The sequence below is a fragment of the Bradyrhizobium sp. i1.15.2 genome (genome assembly GCF_040548425.1).
GTDB lineage: Bacteria > Pseudomonadota > Alphaproteobacteria > Rhizobiales > Xanthobacteraceae > Bradyrhizobium > Bradyrhizobium canariense.
Genome location: NZ_JBEPRQ010000001.1, coordinates 581,440 through 598,733, shown reverse-complemented (window position 1 = coordinate 598,733; position 17,294 = coordinate 581,440). Strand labels below are relative to the sequence as shown.

The following is a 17,294-nucleotide window of genomic DNA, read 5'->3' as shown; positions in this document are numbered from 1 at the left end:
TCGTCAGTCTTGCGCGCTACTTGTCGAGCCAGACGTCCTCGTAGCGAAAGCCGTTATAGGAGCTGTTCGACATGATCGTCACGCCCTTGACATAAGGCTGCCAGCAGGTGCCGGCCCGCGCATGGAAGATGATCGGGCGGGCGACATCCTCCTGCAGCTTCTTGTCGATGTCCCAGACCAGTTGCTTGCGCTTGCCGACGTCGATCTCCTGCGATTGCAGGTCGAACAGCTTCTCGATCTCCTTGTTGCAATAATTGGTGTAGTTCCGCTCCGAGCCGCAGGAATAGTTTTCGTAGAAAGACTGGTCAGGATCGTCGACGGAATTGCCGGTCAAGTTGAGGCCGAGCATGTAATCCTTGCGTGCAACCTTCGGGAACCAGTTCGCGGTTTCCACGACGTCGAGCTCGCCGTCGATATAGATGCTCTTGAGCTGGTCGATCAGGATCACCGCGGGATCGCGATATTCCGCGAGATTGCGCGTCGAGACCTTCACCGCCAAGTGCTTGTCGGGACCGTAGCCCGCCTTCTGCATCAGCTTCCTGGCCTCATCCCGGCTCGCATTCACGTTCGGGCCATAGCCTGGAATGGTCTCCAGCTTGTCCTTGGGCATGCCCCAGATGCCCTGCGGCGGCGGCAGCATAGTGCCACCGATATCGGCCTGGCCTTCGAACAGGATGTCGACGAAGGCCTTGCGGTCGAGCGCCATCGCCATGGCCCGGCGGATGTCGATGTTGTCGAACGGCGGGGACGCCGAATTGACGATGATGTTGGTCGAAACGTTGGTCGGCTCGACGACGCAGAGGGCGTTCGGCGCCTGCGACTTGATGTCCTTGAGGAGCGGGATCGTGATGTGCGTCGGGAAGGTCATGTCGAACTTGCCGGCGACGAAGGCGAGGATCGCGGTGGAGCGGTTCGTGATGATCGTGTACTCGATGCCGTCGAGATAGGGCAGGCCCTTCTTCCAATAGTCCGGGTTTCGCGTCAGCTTGATCGATTCATTGGCCTTGAACTCGACGAATCTGAACGGGCCGGTTCCGACCGGATGGGTGCGCATCTCCGCCGGCGAGACGTGACAGGGATAGATCGGCGTATAGCCGGATGCGAGCATCGCCAGCAGCGAAGGCTGCGGCCGCTTCAGATCGAAGGAGACCTCGAAATCACCGTTCGGCGTGACATCGTTAACCTCGCTGTACCAGGCTTTGCGCGGATTCTGCCGCAGCTTTTGTTGCGATTTGCCCATCAGGAGATCGAAGGTGCATTTGACGTCGGCCGACGTGAACGGCTTGCCGTCATGCCACTTGACGCCCTGGCGCAGTTTGAAGGTCAGCTTCTTGTTGTCGCCGCTCCAGGACCAGCTCTCGGCCAGCTCTGGCCTCAGGGTATCAGGGCTATTCTGCGCAATGTGCTGGTCGTAGATGACGAGATTGTTGAACACTCCCATGAAGGGCACGTTGATCGAATATGTCGCGCCCTCCAGGATGGACGCATTGGCCGGGCTGTCGCGGTGATACATCCGCAGGATCCCGCCCTGCTTTGGTTCGCCGGCCGATGCGATCGTCGAAAACGCCAGCAAAGACAGCGCCGCCGTCGCGGCGAGCGCCCGTACGCTCCGCATCCTCGTCCTCCCTGGACTTAGTCTTTTCGGCCTTTTGGCCTGTTTGTCAGGACGATAGCGACGCAGGCGCGGTGAGGCAACCGGCAAGGACGGAGGGCCTCTCGGCAATTCGGATGACGGCGGGCGCAGGGGCGGTTCTCTCACAAATTGTGAGAAGTCCCTCCGGCGTCGTCCTGGCGAACGCCAGGACCCAACACCCCAGGGAGGTGTTTGGCGAAGATTGGCCGCTCCGGATTGCTACCTTCTTCAGTTGTGAGATCACGCGGTATGGGTCCTGGCTTTCGCCAGGACGACAGCTGCGACTTCACACAATCCGCGACGCCTTGTTCCCCCAATACCGGTCCCTTAGCAGCCGCTTGTACAGCTTCCCCGTCGGCAGCCGCGGCAACTCCTTCTCGAAATCGACCGAGCGCGGCACCTTCTGCCGTGACAGCGACGCCCCGCAGAACGCGATCAGCTCTTCGACGAGCGCCTCGTCCGGCACGACGCCGGGCATCGGCTGCACCACCGCCTTCACCTCTTCACCGAGATCGGGATTGGGCACGCCGAACACCGCGGCGTCCGCGACCTTCGGATGGGTGATCAGCAGATTTTCGCATTCCTGCGGATAGATGTTCACGCCGCCGGAGATGATCATGAAAGTCGCGCGGTCGGTGAGGTACAGGAACCGATCGGCATCGACATAGCCGACGTCGCCAACCGTGCTCATGCTGCCGTCGGCCGAGCGCGCTTCCTTGGTCTTCTCCGGGTCGTTGAAATATTCGAACGGTGAGGCCGTCTTGAACCAGACCTGACCCGGCGTGCCTGTCGGGCATGGCTTCATGTTTTCGTCGAGAATATGGAGGTCGCCGAGCAGCACCTTGCCGACGGTGCCGCGATGGGCCAGCCATTCCGCGCTGTCGCAGGCGGTGAAGCCAAGGCCTTCGGTCGCACCGTAATATTCGTGGATGATCGGTCCCCACCATTTGATCATGTCGTCCTTCACCAGCGCCGGGCAGGGCGCGGCGGCATGGATCGCGATCTCGAGCGAGGAGAGGTCGTAGCGCGTGCGCACCTCCTCCGGCAGCTTCAGCATGCGCGAGAACATCGTCGGCACCAGCTGCGTGTGAGTGATACCCCATTGCTCGACGAGCTGGAGGTAACGCTCGGGATCGTAATTCTCCATGATGATCGCGGTGCCGCCCATCCGGATTGTCAGGTTGACCGCGGCCTGCGGCGCGGAGTGATAGAGCGGCGCCGGCGACAGATAGACCATGCCCTCGCGATAGTGCCAAAGCTTGGTCAGGAAATCGAACAGCGGCAGATTGTGCTTCGGTGGCTCCTCCGGCAGCGGCCGCAAAATGCCTTTCGGCCGTCCCGTTGTGCCCGATGAATAGAGCATCGCGGTACCCAGACATTCATCTGCAATCGGCGTCGTCGGCAGATCGGCCGTGACCTCGGCGAGGCCGACGATACGGTCACTCTCGCCGGGGCCGTCGGCGACGACGCAGAGCCTGATATCGGGGCAGGCCTTGATCGCCTCCCGTGCGATGTCGAGCTTCGCCATCGACGTGATCAGGATCTTCGACTGGCTGTTGACGAGGAGATAGGCGAGCTCGCCCGGCGTCAGGAAGGAGTTGATGCAGGTGTAGTACAGCCCGGAGCGCTCGCCGGCGCCGCAGGCTTCGAGATAGCGCGAATTGTTCTCCATGAAGATCGAGTAGTGGTCGAGCCGCTTCAAGCCGTGCCTGCGGAACAGATGCGCCAGACGATTGCTGCGCGCCTCCAACTCGCGATAGGTGACGGCCTCGCCGCTCGCCGCCATGATGAAGGCGGGCTGGAGCGGACGCAGGCGGGCATGCTGACCTGGATACATCGGTCCTCCGGCTTTAGATCATGCGGCAAGAAGCAGGATTTCGCGCACCTGCGCGGGACCGTCGATCTTGCGCGGGTTGCGCGGCACCCAGGGTGTGCGCATCGCCTGTTCGGCGATGGCGTCGAAATGCTCCGGCGTGACGCGTACATCGGCGAGGCTGCGCGGCATGCCGAGCGAGCGGATGAAGGCATCGAGCACGTCGGCCGCCTTGTGACCCGGAAAGCCCATTGCGGCCGCCACGATCATCTGGCGCTCGGCATTGTCGGGCGCATTCCAGCGCATCACGGCCGGCAGCATGATGCAGGAGGTGTAGCCATGCGGCACGTCGAAGGCCGCGCCCAGCACGTAGCCGATGCCGTGGCTTGCGCCCATCGGCACGCCGGCGGCGAGGGCGCCCATCGACAGCCAGGTGCCGATCTGCGCATCCATGCGCGCATCGAGGTCAGCAGGGTCAGCCTTCACCCGTGGCAGCGCGTCGGCGAGCATCGCGAGGCCCTTGACCGACTGCGCGTCGGCATAGGGATGCGTCTCCGGCGAGCAGATCGCCTCGACGCAATGATCGATGGCGCGGATGCCGGTCGAGAGGAACAGCCATTCCGGCGTGTGCACGGTGATGGCGGGGTCGAGAATGGTCGCGCGCGGCACCGTCAGCGGATGGCGCAGCATCTGCTTCACGTGCGTGCTGCGGTCGGTGACGCCAGCGATCGCGCTGAACTCGCCGCCGGCGATCGTGGTCGGCACGCTGATCTGGCGCACGACAGGCGCCGTCATTTCCGGCGCGACGCCCTTGTGCACGCGGATGCGCTCGATGCCGTCGACATCGTCGATGCCGTTGGCGAGGCAGAGCTGCACCGCCTTGGCGCCGTCGGTGATCGAGCCGCCGCCCACGGTGACGATCAGGTCGGCGCCGGCCTCGCGCGCCGCATTGGTGGCGGCGATCACCGCCTCCCGCGGGGTGTGCGCCGGCATGGCATCGAAGACGCCCGCGCAATTTGTGCCCAGGGCTTGTGTGATCTTCGCGATTTCGTCGGTCTGCCGGTTCAGCGTGCCCGACACCATCAGGAAGGCACGGCGCGTCCCCAGCCGGTCCATCTGGGCGACCACGGCCTCGGCCGCGGGGTGGCCGAACACGACTTCCTCGATCGCGCCGTAAACGACACGTCCCTGATGCACGTCTGTCCTCCCCGGACAATTCGTCTTGTTTTTGTGGGGGTAGTCTAACCGCGCTGGCGGCATTCGTCATGCGCGAAGACGCTGTCGCTCTCTCCTCCCCCTCTCCCGCTTGCGGGGGAGGGCTGGGGTGGGGGTGTCTCCGCGTCGGGATTGTCGAGAATTGCGGAGGATGTCCCTGCGTGGTGAGAGCCCTCACCCGCCGCGCGCGGGACGATGCTGCGCATCGCCCGGGGCGCGTCGGCCCCTCCCGCAAGCGGGAGAGGGGAGCAAGCCCGCGCTCCTCGTGAAATCCATATGCGATTGCCTTGCGGTTTACCGGGAGAGGCAAACAAGCCCTGTCAACCCGTCATCCGGCCAGGGCATTCCTCCGAGCATTGCCCGCGCTTTGGTCTTGAAGAGTTCATGATTGAAACCCATCTTGTGGCGCCCGCGGGTACGGGCGTACCCTGCTATTACCGCGGTTTTTATGCGAGGACCTGGGATGACTGGACCGGACGGAAGCGAGCAATTTGTCAAAACGCACGATTTCGTTTCGCCTCGGCCTTACGCCATGGTCGGCCTTCTCGCCGCGGCCTTTGCGCTCACCGGCTGCGGCCAGCCGGCCTCGCAAGCGAGTGCTCCCCCGCCGGCGCCGGTGACCGTCGCCCAGCCGGTCAAGCGCACCGTCACCGATTGGGACGAATTCACCGGCCGCTTCGAGGCGGTCGAGGAGGTGCAGGTCCGCCCGCGCGTCGGCGGCTTCGTCAACTCCGTCGAATTCCAGGACGGCGCCATCGTGCATCAGGGCGATCTGCTCTACGTCATCGACCCGCGTCCATTCGAGGCGGTGGCCGAGCAGGCAGACGGCCAGCTCTCCGATGCGCGCGCCAAGGTGGAGCTTGCCAAGCGCGAGCTCGACCGCGGCCTCAATTTGGTGCAGACCAGCGCGGTCTCCGAGCAGGCCGTCGACCAGCGACGCCAGGCCTTACAGGCCGCGCACGCCGCGGAGACGCAGGCCGCTGGCGCGCTGAAGGCCGCGCGGCTCAACATCGAATTCACCCATGTGACCGCGCCGCTCACCGGCCGCGTCAGCCGCCATCTCGTCAGCCCCGGCAATCTGGTGCAAGGCAGCGATACCGGCTCCTCGACGCTGCTCACCTCGATCGTCGCGCTCGATCCGATCTACGTCTATTTCGACATGGATGAGGCAACCTTCATCAAATACAGCAAGCTGTGGTTCGAAGGTAAGCGCCCGAGCTCGCGCGACACGGCGAACCCGGTGCAGGTGACGCTGGCCGGCGAGAGCAAGCCGTCGCATGAGGGTACCATCAACTTCCTCGACAACCGCCTCGACGTCTCCACCGGCACGCTACGCAGCCGCGCCGTGGTCAAGAACACCGATCTTTCGATCCTGCCCGGTCAGTTCGGGCGCATCAGACTGATCGGCAGCGCGCCCTATGAGGCGCTGCTGATCCCCGACGTCGCGGTCGCAACCGACCAGTCCCGCAAGATCGTGTTCGTGGTCAAGCCGGACGACACCGTCGAGGCGCGTCCCGTGACGCTCGGGCCGCTCGACGAGGGCCTGCGCGTGATCCGCGAGGGATTGAAGGCGGACGACCGCGTCATCGTCAACGGCATCCAGCGCGCCCGCGTCGGTGCCAAGGTCGCTCCGCAGACGGCACCAGCGCCCGCCGGTGGCAAATCATGAATCTTGGCCGTCTCTCCATCAACCAGCCCATCCTGGCCATGGTGCTGTCGATCGTGCTGCTGATCGTCGGCGCGCTCGCCTACACCACGCTGCCGGTCTCCGAATATCCGCAAGTGGTGCCGCCGACCGTCGTGGTCACTACGCAATATCCCGGCGCCTCCGCGCAGACCGTGTCCGACACCGTTGCCGCTCCGATCGAGCAGCAGATCAACGGCGTCGAGGACATGCTGTATCTCTACAGCCAGGCGACCTCGAACGGCCAGCTCACCATCACCGTCACTTTCAAGCTCGGCACCGACCTCGACAAGGCCCAGGTGCTGGTGCAGAACCGCGTCGCGATCGCGCAGCCGCAACTTCCGGACGAAGTGCAGCGCAACGGCGTCGTCACCCGCAAGAACTCGCCCGACATCCTGATGGTCGTGTTCATGCTGTCGCCCGACGACACGTTCGACCAGCTCTACATTTCCAACTATGCGCTGCTCCAGGTTCGCGACCAGCTGCTGCGGATCGACGGTGTCGGCGACATCCAGATTTTCGGCGCGCGCGATTATTCGATGCGGCTTTGGCTCGATCCTGACCGGATCGCCAATCTCGGCCTGACTTCGGCCGAAGTGCTCGCCGCGATCCGCGCGCAGAACGTGCAGATCGCGGGCGGCCAGATCGCCGAACCGCCGATCGCCGACCGCGCCTTCCAGCCGAACCTCACCTTCACAGGGCGTTTGAAAGACCAGAAGCAGTTCGAGGACATCCTGATCAAGGCCGGCTCCGACGGCCGCACGGTACGCCTGCGCGACGTCGCCCGTATCGAGCTCGGTGCTCTCGCGTACTCCACCAACAGCTTCCTGCTGCGCAAATCGGCGGTCGCGATGCTGGTGACGCAGCGGCCGGGATCGAATGCGCTCGCGACCGCGAAGAACATTTCGGACACGATGGCGAAGCTGAAGGAGACCTTCCCGAAAGGCCTCGACTTCAATATCGGCTACAACCCGACCGAGTTCATCGCGCAGTCCGTCCATGAGCTGATCAAGACCATCTACGAGGCCATGTTGCTCGTGGTCATCGTGGTTCTGGTGTTCCTGCAAGGATGGCGGCCCGCGATCATCCCGATCATCGCGATCCCGGTGTCGCTGGTCGGCACCTTCGCGGTGATGGCGGCGCTCGGCTTCTCCATCAACAATCTCACGCTGTTCGGTCTCGTTCTCGCCGTCGGTATCGTGGTCGACGACGCCATCGTGGTGGTCGAGAATGTGGAGCGGCATCTCGAGCACGGCATGAGCCGGCGCGACGCCGCGCTGAAGACCATGGAGGAGGTCGGCGGCGCATTGGTGTCGATCGCGCTGGTGCTCTGCGCGGTATTCGTCCCGACGGCGTTTCTGGGCGGAATTTCCGGTCAGTTCTTCCAGCAATTCGCCGTCACCATTGCGGTCGCAACCGCAATCTCCTGCTTCTGCTCATTGACGCTGTCGCCGGCGCTGGCCTCGCTTCTTCTCGTTCCGCACGAGGAGAAGCGGCCGCCGGCGCGCTGGAATTTTCTCGCACGCGGCTGGAACGCTTTCACGGGCGTGTTTAACCGCGTGTTCGACCGTCTCGCGCATGGCTACGCCGGCCTCGCCAATTTCGTGATCCGGCATTCGGCGGTGATGATCCTGATCTACGTCGTGCTGATCGGCAGCGCCGGCTGGCTGATCGGGACCACGTCGCAAGGCTTCATTCCGGCGCAGGACCGCGGCTACGTCATCATCTCCGTGCAATTGCCGGGCGCGGCGTCGCTGGCACGCACCACCGAGGTCGTGCGCGAGATCGAGCGGATCTCGCTGGATACGCCGGGTATCATCCGCGTTGCCGCTTTCGCCGGCTTCTCCGGCGCGACGCGCACGCAGGCAGGCAATGCAGCGGCGCTGTTCCCTGTTTTCGACGAGCCAGAGGCGCGGATCAAAAAGGGGCTGACTGCGAACGCCATCACGGCCGAGCTGCGCAAGCGGCTCGCTGCAATCCAGGGCGCGTTCATCATTGTCATTCCGCCGCCGGCCGTGCCCGGCATCGGCACCGGCGGCGGCTTCACCATCCGCATCCAGGACCGCCAGGGACGCGGGCCGGAGCTGCTCGCCGCGGCCACCGACGAGCTGGTCGCCGCGGCGCGCAAATCGCCGTCGCTGCTCGCTCCCACGGTGTTCTCGCCGTTCTCGGCCAACACGCCGCAGCTCTTCGTCGACATCGACCGCACCAAAGCGCAGAAGCTCGGCGTTCCCATCGCCAACATCAACGACACGATCCAGACCTATTTCGGATCGACCTATGTCAACGACTTCAACCTGTTCGGCCGCACCTACCACGTCACCGCACAGGCCGACTTCCCGTTCCGGAAAGAGCCGAGCGATCTTGCGCGGCTGCGGACGCGCAACGCCTCCGGGGACATGGTCATGCTCGGCAGCGTGGTCGACTTCAAGGATGTTTCCGGCCCTGACCGCGTCGCGCGCTACAATCTCTATGCAGCATCCGAGCTCCAGGGCGAGCCAGCCCCGGGTACCAGCTCGACCACTGCGCTCAACGCGATCAAGAAGCTCGCCGACGACACCTTGCCGAGCGGCTTTACCTTCGAATGGACCGATCTGTCCTATCAGCAGATCACCGGCGGCAATGCGGGACTGCTGGTGTTCCCGATCTGCGTGCTGTTCGTCTATCTCGTGCTCGCCGCGCAATATGGCAGCTGGACCTTGCCGTTCGCGGTGATCCTGATCGTGCCGATGTGCCTGCTGGCCGCCACCATCGGCGTGCGCATCATGGGGCAGGACGTCAACATCCTCACCCAGATCGGCTTTGTCGTGCTGGTGGGCTTGGCGGCGAAGAACGCGATCCTGATCGTGGAGTTCGCCCGCGACATCGAGAATGAAGGCAAGCCGCGGCTGGAGGCCGTGATCGACGCCTGCCGCCTGCGCTTGCGGCCGATCCTGATGACGTCCTTCGCTTTCATCCTCGGCGTGCTGCCGCTGGTGATCTCGTCCGGCTCCGGCTCGGAGATGCGGCAGGCCGTCGGCGTCGCCGTGTTCTTCGGCATGATCGGCGTCACCTTGTTCGGGCTGTTGTTCACGCCGATCTTCTACGTCGTGGTGCGGAACCTGGCCGAGGGGAAGAACGAGGGCAAGCCGAAGGCGCTGGCTTAATTCCTCTCCATGTCGTCCTGGCGAAAGCCAGGACCCATTACCCCCAGGGAGTGGTTGCTGTGCGAGCTGCTCACTCCGAGACTTCGCCAAACTGCTCCCTGGGGTAATGGGTCCTGGATCAGCGCTCGCTCCGCTCGCTTGTCCAGGACGACGGCAATTCATCAAAAATGGCCGCGCCCATACTAACGGCCTAGGCCGAAATGGATGGGCAGGCGCGGGGTTCTTCACTAGTATCCGCGCGATTTCAAAACAGAAAACTGCTGGGAGCTAACACATGAAATCAGCCCTTTTGGCCGCTGTCGCAATTTCGGCTTTGCTGCTGGCCGCGCCGGCCTCCGCCCAAGGCGTCAAGATCGGCATCCTCAACGACCAGTCCGGCGTCTACGCCGATTACGGCGGCAAATGGTCGGTCGAAGCCGCCAGGATGGCGATCGAGGATTTCGGCGGCGAGGTGCTCGGCCAGAAGATCGAGCTCGTCACCGCCGACCATCAGAACAAGCCGGATCTCGCGACCTCGATCGCGCGGCGCTGGTACGACGTCGAGAACGTCGACATGATCACGGAGCTGACGACCTCATCGGTCGCGCTCGCGATCCACGAGCTCTCGAAGGAAAAGAAGAAGATCGACATCGTCGTCGGCGCTGCGACCTCGCGCCTCACCGGCGATGCCTGCCAGCCCTACGGTTTCCACTGGGCCTATGACACCCGCGCGCTCGGTGTCGGCACCGGCGGCTCGCTGACCAAGGCCGGCGGCGACACCTGGTTCTTCCTCACCGCGGACTACGCCTTCGGCTACGCACTGGAGAAGGACACCAGCGAGATCGTCGCCGCCAATGGCGGCAAGGTGCTCGGTTCGGTGCGCGTGCCGCTCAACTCCTCGGACTTCTCCTCCTTCCTGCTCCAGGCGCAGAGCTCGAAGGCGAAGATCGTCGGCCTTGCCAATGCCGGCCTCGACACCACCAACTCGATCAAGCAGGCGTCCGAGTTCGGCATCGTCTCCGGTGGCCAGAAGCTCGCGGGCCTCTTGATGACGCTCGCCGAAGTGAACGGCCTCGGCTTGCAGGCCGCGCAAGGCCTGGTGCTGACCGAGGGCTATTACTGGGACATCAACGACCGCACCCGCCATCTCGGCGAACGCTTTCTCAAGCGCACCGGCCGGATGCCGAACATGATCCAGGCCGGCACCTATTCGGCAACGCTGAGCTATCTCAAGGCGGTCAAGGCCGCCGGCAGCAAGGATCCGGATGCAGTCGCCAAGAAGCTGAAGGAGCTGCCGGTCGACGACGATTTCGCGCAAGGTGGCAAGGTGCTCGAGAACGGCCGCATGGTCCACGACATGTATCTGTTCGAGGTCAAGAAGCCCTCGGAATCGAAGAAGCCCTGGGACTATTACAAGCAGCTCGCGGTCGTTCCCGGCGAGAAGGCGTTCTTCACGGCCAAGGAGAGCGGCTGTCCGCTGACGAAATAGGATGACGGCGGCTTAAAAAGCGCGATGTCGTCCTGGCGAAAGCCAGGACCCATTACCCCGATAGCGACTTGTTGAAACAAGCTGTCGCCACCATCGTGCCCATAGCTGCGCCCTGCGGCTATGGGTCCTGACCTTCGCCAGGACGACGGCGGGGCAAGTGGACGCATGTCGGCTACCTCACACCAGCCGCAGCACCGCCGCTCCCAGCGCCCCGGCCCACAGCGCAATGGCCGCGATACCCTGAATAAAAAATCCCGGGCCGCGTTTTGCTGCGGCCTTCGAATAGCCGATGAAGTAGACGATGCGGCCGACGATCCAGAGCGCGCCGATCGCCGCCGCGCCGGAATCGCTGATATAGATAGCGAACAGCCAGAGCGACGGCAGGAAGATCGGCATCCATTCCAGCGTGTTCATCTGGATCCGGAACGCGCGCTCGAAATCCGGATGGCCCGCCATCGCCGGCGCCTTGACGCCGGTTTTGGTGCGCGAGCGCGACACGTTGATGGTGATGAAGAAGTAGAACAGGATCGTCAGCAGCGTGACGAGGGCAGTGAGGTGATACATAACGGATTCCTTGGAGGACGCTGCGCTTCAATACCCGGTCAGCTCGAGATAGCCAACGCCGTCATGCGTGCCGGTAAAGCTGATCGGCCCTTCCCAATAGGAAAAACCGGTCCCCATCCACGCCTTTGGATTGAGCGGCTTGCACTGGATCGAGAACGACCGCGAGGGGATCGCGATCTGCCACTCCACCGGCAGCTTGCGCCCGGCCACCTCAGCCGTCGCTTTCGGAATCATCCGGATATCGGCACCCACGATCATCTGCGTGTCGCCTGTGGCGCTGATCCAGTTGCCGAATGGATAGTCCATGCCGTCCTTCTGCCGCAGCCGGTATAGCATCAGCTTGTCGCCGGACGCGAGATGCAGCGACAGCCAGTCCCAGCCGGTCTGGTCGGTGTCGAGCGGCTGGCTGCTCCATTCGCGGTCCATCCAGGCCTGGCCGGAAACATCGACCGGCCTATCATCGATGGTGAGCGTGCCGCGGGCGCGATAGAACGGCTGGCTGTAATAGTAGGAGGCCTGTCCGCGCTCCGACTTGCGGCTGTAGCCGCGATCGCCCTGCAGCACCACGGGACGATCGGCCTCGAGCGTCAGCGCGTAACTGAAGTCGGCGCCCGAGGCCTTCAGCGTCAGCGGCGCCAAAGCGCGATCTTCGGTGCGCTCGGATCCGTTCATCGCCCAATCGTCGATCCAGGCTGAGAACGGTTTCGCCGTGACGCCGGCCTGTCCCACGCCGCCGCGTGAAAACAGCTCGCTGAAGCGGTGGGTGTCGGCCCGCGTCACCGCCGCATGCGCCATCCACACCTGCTGGTTGGCCCAGCCCTCGCCCTGCGGTCCCGGCTGCGTCGCCTGGCGAAACAGCGTCCATTGCAGGCCGCAAGCCGCGCCGCTGCTGTCGACGAGATTCGCCGTGAGATACCACCACTCGATGCGAAACTCCGGATGCGGGCCGTGATCGGCGGGGAAGGAGAACGTCTTTCCCGGCTCGACCTTCGCAAAGCCGTCGGCGGTTTCACCGAGCCCGGCATAGCCCTGCGCGCCCGCACGGCGGGTCGCCACCAGCGCGGCGATGCCGCCGGCGAAGGTGCGTCGCGAGATGCTGTCAGCGCTCATTGGCAAACACCTTGACGAGGCTCGCCGGCTGCATCCGCGCCAGCCGTATCATTGGCAGCAGCGCGGCAAGCAACGAGGCGAACAGCGCGACCGCGACCAGCTCGACCAATTGCAACGGAAACACATGGAACGGCAGCCGCCAGCCGAACGCTTTTACATTGACGATCGCGATCAGGCACCACGCCACCAACAGCCCGAGCGGCACGGCCAGGAGTGACGTGAACAGCGCGACCGACAGCGTCTTGGTCAGTTCGATCGCGGCAAGGCGGGGCCGCGTGATGCCGATTGCCCAGAGCGGCGCAAGCTGCGGCAGGCGCGAATTCGCCAGCGTGAGAAGGCTGGTCAGCAGCGCGATCCCAGCGACGCCGAGCGTGAACGCATTCAGCGCCGACGTCACCGCAAAGGTGCGGTTGAAGATCCGGATCGACTCCGCTTTCACCGTCGCCTGATCGGCGACGCTGCGATCGTCGAGCGCAAACTGCTTCTGCAGCGCCATGATCAGGCCGGGGATATTCTCCTTCGCGACAATCAGGCCGATGCGCGTCTGCGGCGTCTGCGGAAACTGCCGGATCAGCGCCGCGACATTCACCGCAAGCTGGCCCTTGGGGTTGCCGTAGTCGGCATAGATGCCGACGATGTCGAGCTGCCAGGTCCCGCCCGGCGCCGGCACGTCGATGACGTCGCCGACGCGGACGTTGAGGCGGCGGCTCAGCTGCTCGCTGATGAACGCGGCATTGCCGGGTATGAGTTGTGTCCAGGCACGGGGCGCGGCTTCGAGCAGCGGCCAGCGCTCGCGATAGAGTGCATGATCGGGCAGGCCGAGCAGTTCCACCGGCTGCCCCTGAACCTGCGCCTCGGCGCGTCCGCCCGACAGGATCGCCTGGACATCGCTGCGCTCCTTCAGCCAATTGCGGATCGCGACGCCTTTCGCATTGTCGGAGGCGCTGATGTAGACGTCGGCTGCGAGCCGCCCGTCGAGCCAGCCGACAAAAGTGCGGCTGAACGTTTCCACCATGGTGGATACCCCGACATTGACGGCGAGCGCGAGCAGCAGCGCCATCAGCGCCAGCGACAATCCCGAGAGCTGCTGCCGGCTATCCGCCCAGAACCACAGGGCGAGCGGCTGTCGCGCGAAACGCTGCCCGGTCCGCAGGATGATGTCGAGGAAGGCCGGCAGGATCAACGCGGCGCCCAGCATCAGCGCTGCCAGCACGCCAAAGCCCGCGATCAACGATTGCCCGTACTGGAGCAGCAACAGCGCGACCGCGAACACGGCGCAGGCAGCCCCGCTTTGCAGGATCAGCCAACGGCGCTGCCGCTGTTGCCAGGCGCGCGGCTGCGCGGTCGCCAGCACCGGCATCCTGACAGCCTTGATCAGGCTGGTCGCCGCGGCCACCAGCGCGCCGGCAATGCTGATGCCGATCCCGGCGAGCCACCATTCGGGTCGCAAGCTGAGCTGCCCCGGGATTTGCGCGCCATAGAGTCCCCGCAGGGACGCCGCGACGTCGGGCAAGAGCGCAGCCGCAATGAAATAGCCGCAGGCAAGCCCGATCAGGCCTGCGACCAGCGACAACGCCACGAGTTCGACCACCAGCACGGTGTTGACCAGTCGCGCCGAGGCACCGCAGGCCCGCAGCGTGCGCAGCATCGGCAGCCGCTGCTCGAAGGCGAGACCGACGGCAGAATTGACGATGAAAAGACCGACGAAGAACGACAGCAGGCCAAACGCAGTGAGATTGAGGTGAAAGCTGTCGGTGAGGCGCTCCAGCTCGGTCTCCGCATTGGGCTCGACCCGCTGCAAGCGGTCGCCGACGACGCTCGCCAATGGCGCGGGCTTGCCCCTGGGCTTGCCGATCAGAAGTCGCGAGATTTGCTCCGGCTTGTTCAGCAGCCGCTGCGCCACGCCGATATCGACCACCAGCACGTCGGGCACAAGCTGCGGCAGCACGCGCAGTGGCGGCAGTTTTGCGCCGCTGCTGATCGCTGGTGCCGCGCCCTCCTGCTCCTGCAAATCGTTCAGCGTCTCCCGTGCCACCAGCGTCTGGCCCGGCGGCGCGATGAAGTTGCTCAGATCGGCGGCGCCTAGGCGCGGTGCATTGCCGACATCGACCGGCAGCGTCACCGGCTCGATGCCGAGCAGCCGGACCGAGCGCCCGTTGACCTGGATGCGTCCCTCCAGCATCGGTGAGACCGGCCAGCCGGCGCGGCGGAGCTTGACGAACAGCTCCTGCGGAAAAGTCGCGGCGTCAGGCGCGACCAGCATCGGCGTGCGCGCGCCGCCGAAGGTTGCCGCGGCGCGGTCATAGGCGTTGCGGGCCTGCTGGTTGATCGCCTGCACGCCGCTCCACAGCGCGGTCGCCGCGATCAGCCCGATCAGGAGCGTCGCGAACTGCATCTTGTGGCGCCGCCAATGGCTGAGCAGCACGGCGAGGACCCAGAGCGCGCGCCTCATGCGATCCGCCCGGCATGCAGATTGACGTGGCGATCGAGTGTCGCGGCCAGATGCAGGCTGTGCGTCACCATCAGAAAGCCGCAGCCGGTGCGCGTGACGAGGTCGCGCGTCAGGGCAAGCACGTCCTCGGCGGTGGCCTCGTCGAGATTGCCGGTCGGCTCGTCCGCCAGCAGCAACGACGGCTTTGTCGCCAGCGCCCGGCCGATCGCGACGCGTTGCTGCTGTCCGCCTGATAATTGTTCTGGATAACGCTTGAGCAGGCCGCCAAGCCCGAGACGCTCGATCAGCTCTTTATACCAAGCTGCGTCGTACCGGCCGGCGATCCGCGCCTGAAACACCAGATTGTCTCCGACCGACAGACTCGGGATCAAATTGTATTGTTGAAACACCAGGCCGATCCGGTCGCGCCGCAGGCCGGCGCGTCCCGCATCGGACAATTTGGTGACCTCGGTATCTTCCAGTCGGATCGTGCCGCTATCGGCGGCATCGAGCCCTGCGATCAGGTGCAACAGCGTGCTCTTGCCGCTGCCGGACTCGCCGGTCAGTGCGACGCGTTCGCCGGCCTTGAGGTCGAGATCGACGCCGCGCAGCACATGGACCGGCTCACCGGCCGAAGAGAACGTCTTGGAGAGGTTTCGGATGCTCAGCACGATGAATGGCGCCGGACGGAATTACTGGAATTGCTGCGTAGCACACCTGCTGCGGAAATGCCGGGTTGCGTTGGTCTTGAAGCCGTTGTTAGCTCCTAAGAGGACTACATCAAAAAAGTGCCAAAAACGGACGACGGGGAGAATGATGAGCGCTCAGGGAACGCCCGAGGTGGCGGGCAAGACGACTGGAACGCCTAAGGGCGCCTGGACCGTTACATTTCTGCTGTTTCTTTTCATGCTGGTGAACTTCGCCGACAAGATCGTCGTCGGTCTCGCGGGCGTTCCGATCATGACTGAGCTGAAGCTCGAGCCCGAGCAGTTCGGTCTGCTCGGCTCGTCGTTCTTCTTCCTGTTCTCGATCTCTGCGATCGTGGTCGGCTTCATCGTCAACAAGGTGCCGACGCGCTGGGTGCTGCTCGCGCTCGCGGTGGTCTGGGCGCTCGCGCAGTTTCCGATGGTCGGCACCGTCTCCTTCACCACGCTCCTGATCTGCCGCATCGTGCTCGGCGCCGGCGAAGGCCCGGCCTTCTCGGTCGCTGCGCATGCGATCTACAAATGGTTTCCCGACGAGAAGCGGACGCTGCCGACCGCGATCCTGTCGCAGGGCTCGGCCTTCGGCGTCATCCTCGCTGTGCCGGCGCTGAACTGGATCATCGTCAATCATTCATGGCACTATGCGTTCGGCGCGCTCGGCGTCGTCGGCCTGATCTGGGTTTGCGCCTGGCTCGCATTCGGCAAGGAAGGCCCGCTGGAGGACACACAGGCTCAGGCTGCGGCCGAGACGAAGATTCCCTACCTTCAGCTGCTCACCTCGCGCACCTTCCTCGGCTGCGTCGCGGCGACCTTCGGTGCTTACTGGGCGCTGTCGCTCGGGCTGACCTGGTTCACGCCGTTCATCATCAAGGGCCTCGGCTTCTCGCAGAGCCAGGCCGGCTGGATCTCGACCCTGCCCTGGGTGTTCGGCGCCACCATTGTGATCCTGACCGGCTGGATCTCGCAACTGATGATGGCCCGCGGCTCGACCACCCGCGTCGCACGCGGCGTGCTCGGCTCCGTGCCGCTGGTCATCGGTGGCCTGATCCTGGCCGCGATGCCGCATGTTCAGGGCGCGGGCTTTCAGCTCACCTTGCTTGTGGTTGGAACGGGCTTGTGCGGAGCGATCTACGTGGTCTGCCCGCCGATGCTCGGCGAGTTCACGCCGACGTCGCAGCGCGGCGCGATCCTCGCGATCTACGGCGCGCTCTATACGCTCTCGGGCATCATCGCGCCCGCCGTGATGGGCACCGTGATCCAGCGCGCCGGCAGCATGCTGGACGGCTACATGACCGGCTTCACCATCAATGCGGTGGTGATGGTCGGCTCCGGTGTGGTTGGCCTGTTGTTGCTGTGGCCGAACACCGAGCGCGCCAGGCTGACCGGCACCGCCGCGCCGCAGGCCAGCGCGCTGAAGGGCGCGGTATCGCCGACGTAAGGGGCCACTTCGGTCAACCCAATCACAACGTCATCCCCGCCCCTGTGCGCAATTGCGCGCAAGGCCGGGGCGACAATTGAGCTTGTTG

At 64.5% G+C, this 17,294-nt stretch carries 11 protein-coding genes; 4 read left to right on the top strand and 7 right to left on the bottom strand.

Annotation, left to right across the window (positions count from 1 at the left end; genetic code table 11):
- Nucleotides 1-16 precede the first annotated feature (16 nt).
- The 3 genes from ABIB80_RS02860 to ABIB80_RS02850 form a co-directional block, all read right to left on the bottom strand.
- Complete coding sequence (locus ABIB80_RS02860) at nucleotides 17-1,615, bottom strand: ABC transporter substrate-binding protein (protein WP_354127060.1); 1,599 nt, start codon at nucleotides 1,613-1,615, stop codon at nucleotides 17-19.
- 304 nt (nucleotides 1,616-1,919) lie between these two features.
- Entirely contained in the window at nucleotides 1,920-3,470 is a 1,551-nt protein-coding gene (locus tag ABIB80_RS02855; protein ID WP_354127059.1) for an AMP-binding protein, read from the bottom strand.
- An 18-nt stretch (nucleotides 3,471-3,488) separates the two neighbouring features.
- Nucleotides 3,489-4,643 (bottom strand): iron-containing alcohol dehydrogenase, encoded by a 1,155-nt coding sequence (locus ABIB80_RS02850; protein ID WP_007598037.1) that lies wholly within the window; start codon nucleotides 4,641-4,643, stop codon nucleotides 3,489-3,491.
- Nucleotides 4,644-5,124: 481 nt separating this feature from the next.
- Between ABIB80_RS02850 and ABIB80_RS02845 the strand changes: the two genes are divergently transcribed.
- The 3 genes from ABIB80_RS02845 to ABIB80_RS02835 all read left to right on the top strand — a co-directional run bounded on the left by ABIB80_RS02845 (nucleotide 5,125) and on the right by ABIB80_RS02835 (nucleotide 10,959).
- Complete coding sequence (locus tag ABIB80_RS02845) at nucleotides 5,125-6,330, top strand: efflux RND transporter periplasmic adaptor subunit (RefSeq protein ID WP_354127058.1); 1,206 nt, start codon at nucleotides 5,125-5,127, stop codon at nucleotides 6,328-6,330.
- Nucleotides 6,327-9,491 (top strand): efflux RND transporter permease subunit, encoded by a 3,165-nt coding sequence (locus ABIB80_RS02840; RefSeq protein WP_354127057.1) that lies wholly within the window; start codon nucleotides 6,327-6,329, stop codon nucleotides 9,489-9,491. The genes ABIB80_RS02845 and ABIB80_RS02840 overlap by 4 nt, the downstream gene beginning before the upstream one ends.
- A 274-nt stretch (nucleotides 9,492-9,765) precedes the next feature.
- Nucleotides 9,766-10,959, top strand: a complete 1,194-nt coding sequence (locus ABIB80_RS02835) for an ABC transporter substrate-binding protein (RefSeq protein ID WP_354127056.1) — start codon at nucleotides 9,766-9,768, stop codon at nucleotides 10,957-10,959.
- Between the two features lie 177 nt (nucleotides 10,960-11,136).
- On the opposite strand, the gene ABIB80_RS02830 is transcribed toward ABIB80_RS02835, so the two are convergent.
- The 4 genes from ABIB80_RS02830 to ABIB80_RS02815 are packed head-to-tail and all read right to left on the bottom strand — an operon-like array spanning nucleotide 11,137 to nucleotide 15,735.
- On the bottom strand, nucleotides 11,137-11,523 hold the full coding sequence (locus ABIB80_RS02830; protein ID WP_007598033.1) for an MAPEG family protein: 387 nt from the start codon (nucleotides 11,521-11,523) through the stop codon (nucleotides 11,137-11,139).
- Nucleotides 11,524-11,550: 27 nt separating this feature from the next.
- Complete coding sequence (locus ABIB80_RS02825) at nucleotides 11,551-12,633, bottom strand: lipocalin-like domain-containing protein (protein WP_354127055.1); 1,083 nt, start codon at nucleotides 12,631-12,633, stop codon at nucleotides 11,551-11,553.
- Nucleotides 12,623-15,085 carry an ABC transporter permease gene (locus ABIB80_RS02820; protein ID WP_354127054.1) on the bottom strand — a complete coding sequence of 821 codons (2,463 nt, stop codon included), beginning with the start codon at nucleotides 15,083-15,085 and terminating at the stop codon, nucleotides 12,623-12,625. The genes ABIB80_RS02825 and ABIB80_RS02820 overlap by 11 nt, the downstream gene beginning before the upstream one ends.
- Nucleotides 15,082-15,735 carry an ABC transporter ATP-binding protein gene (locus ABIB80_RS02815; protein ID WP_007598028.1) on the bottom strand — a complete coding sequence of 218 codons (654 nt, stop codon included), beginning with the start codon at nucleotides 15,733-15,735 and terminating at the stop codon, nucleotides 15,082-15,084. Before ABIB80_RS02815 ends, ABIB80_RS02820 begins: the two co-directional genes overlap by 4 nt.
- Before the next feature lie 145 nt (nucleotides 15,736-15,880).
- Here ABIB80_RS02815 and ABIB80_RS02810 point away from each other — a divergent pair, with 145 nt between their 5' ends.
- Complete coding sequence (locus ABIB80_RS02810; protein ID WP_354127113.1) at nucleotides 15,881-17,206, top strand: MFS transporter; 1,326 nt, start codon at nucleotides 15,881-15,883, stop codon at nucleotides 17,204-17,206.
- The last annotated feature ends 88 nt before the right edge of the window (nucleotides 17,207-17,294 follow it).

What these genes read in the sequence shown, in the direction of transcription:
- ABIB80_RS02835 (WP_354127056.1), top strand. Translation starts at nt 9,766, where the DNA reads ATGAAATCAGCCCTTTTGGCCGCTGTCGCAATTTCGGCTTTGCTGCTG.
- ABIB80_RS02825 (WP_354127055.1), bottom strand. Translation starts at nt 12,633, where the DNA reads ATGAGCGCTGACAGCATCTCGCGACGCACCTTCGCCGGCGGCATCGCC.
- ABIB80_RS02810 (WP_354127113.1), top strand. Translation starts at nt 15,881, where the DNA reads ATGAGCGCTCAGGGAACGCCCGAGGTGGCGGGCAAGACGACTGGAACG.
- ABIB80_RS02860 (WP_354127060.1), bottom strand. Translation starts at nt 1,615, where the DNA reads ATGCGGAGCGTACGGGCGCTCGCCGCGACGGCGGCGCTGTCTTTGCTG.
- ABIB80_RS02845 (WP_354127058.1), top strand. Translation starts at nt 5,125, where the DNA reads ATGACTGGACCGGACGGAAGCGAGCAATTTGTCAAAACGCACGATTTC.
- ABIB80_RS02820 (WP_354127054.1), bottom strand. Translation starts at nt 15,085, where the DNA reads ATGAGGCGCGCGCTCTGGGTCCTCGCCGTGCTGCTCAGCCATTGGCGG.
- ABIB80_RS02830 (WP_007598033.1), bottom strand. Translation starts at nt 11,523, where the DNA reads ATGTATCACCTCACTGCCCTCGTCACGCTGCTGACGATCCTGTTCTAC.
- ABIB80_RS02840 (WP_354127057.1), top strand. Translation starts at nt 6,327, where the DNA reads ATGAATCTTGGCCGTCTCTCCATCAACCAGCCCATCCTGGCCATGGTG.
- ABIB80_RS02855 (WP_354127059.1), bottom strand. Translation starts at nt 3,470, where the DNA reads ATGTATCCAGGTCAGCATGCCCGCCTGCGTCCGCTCCAGCCCGCCTTC.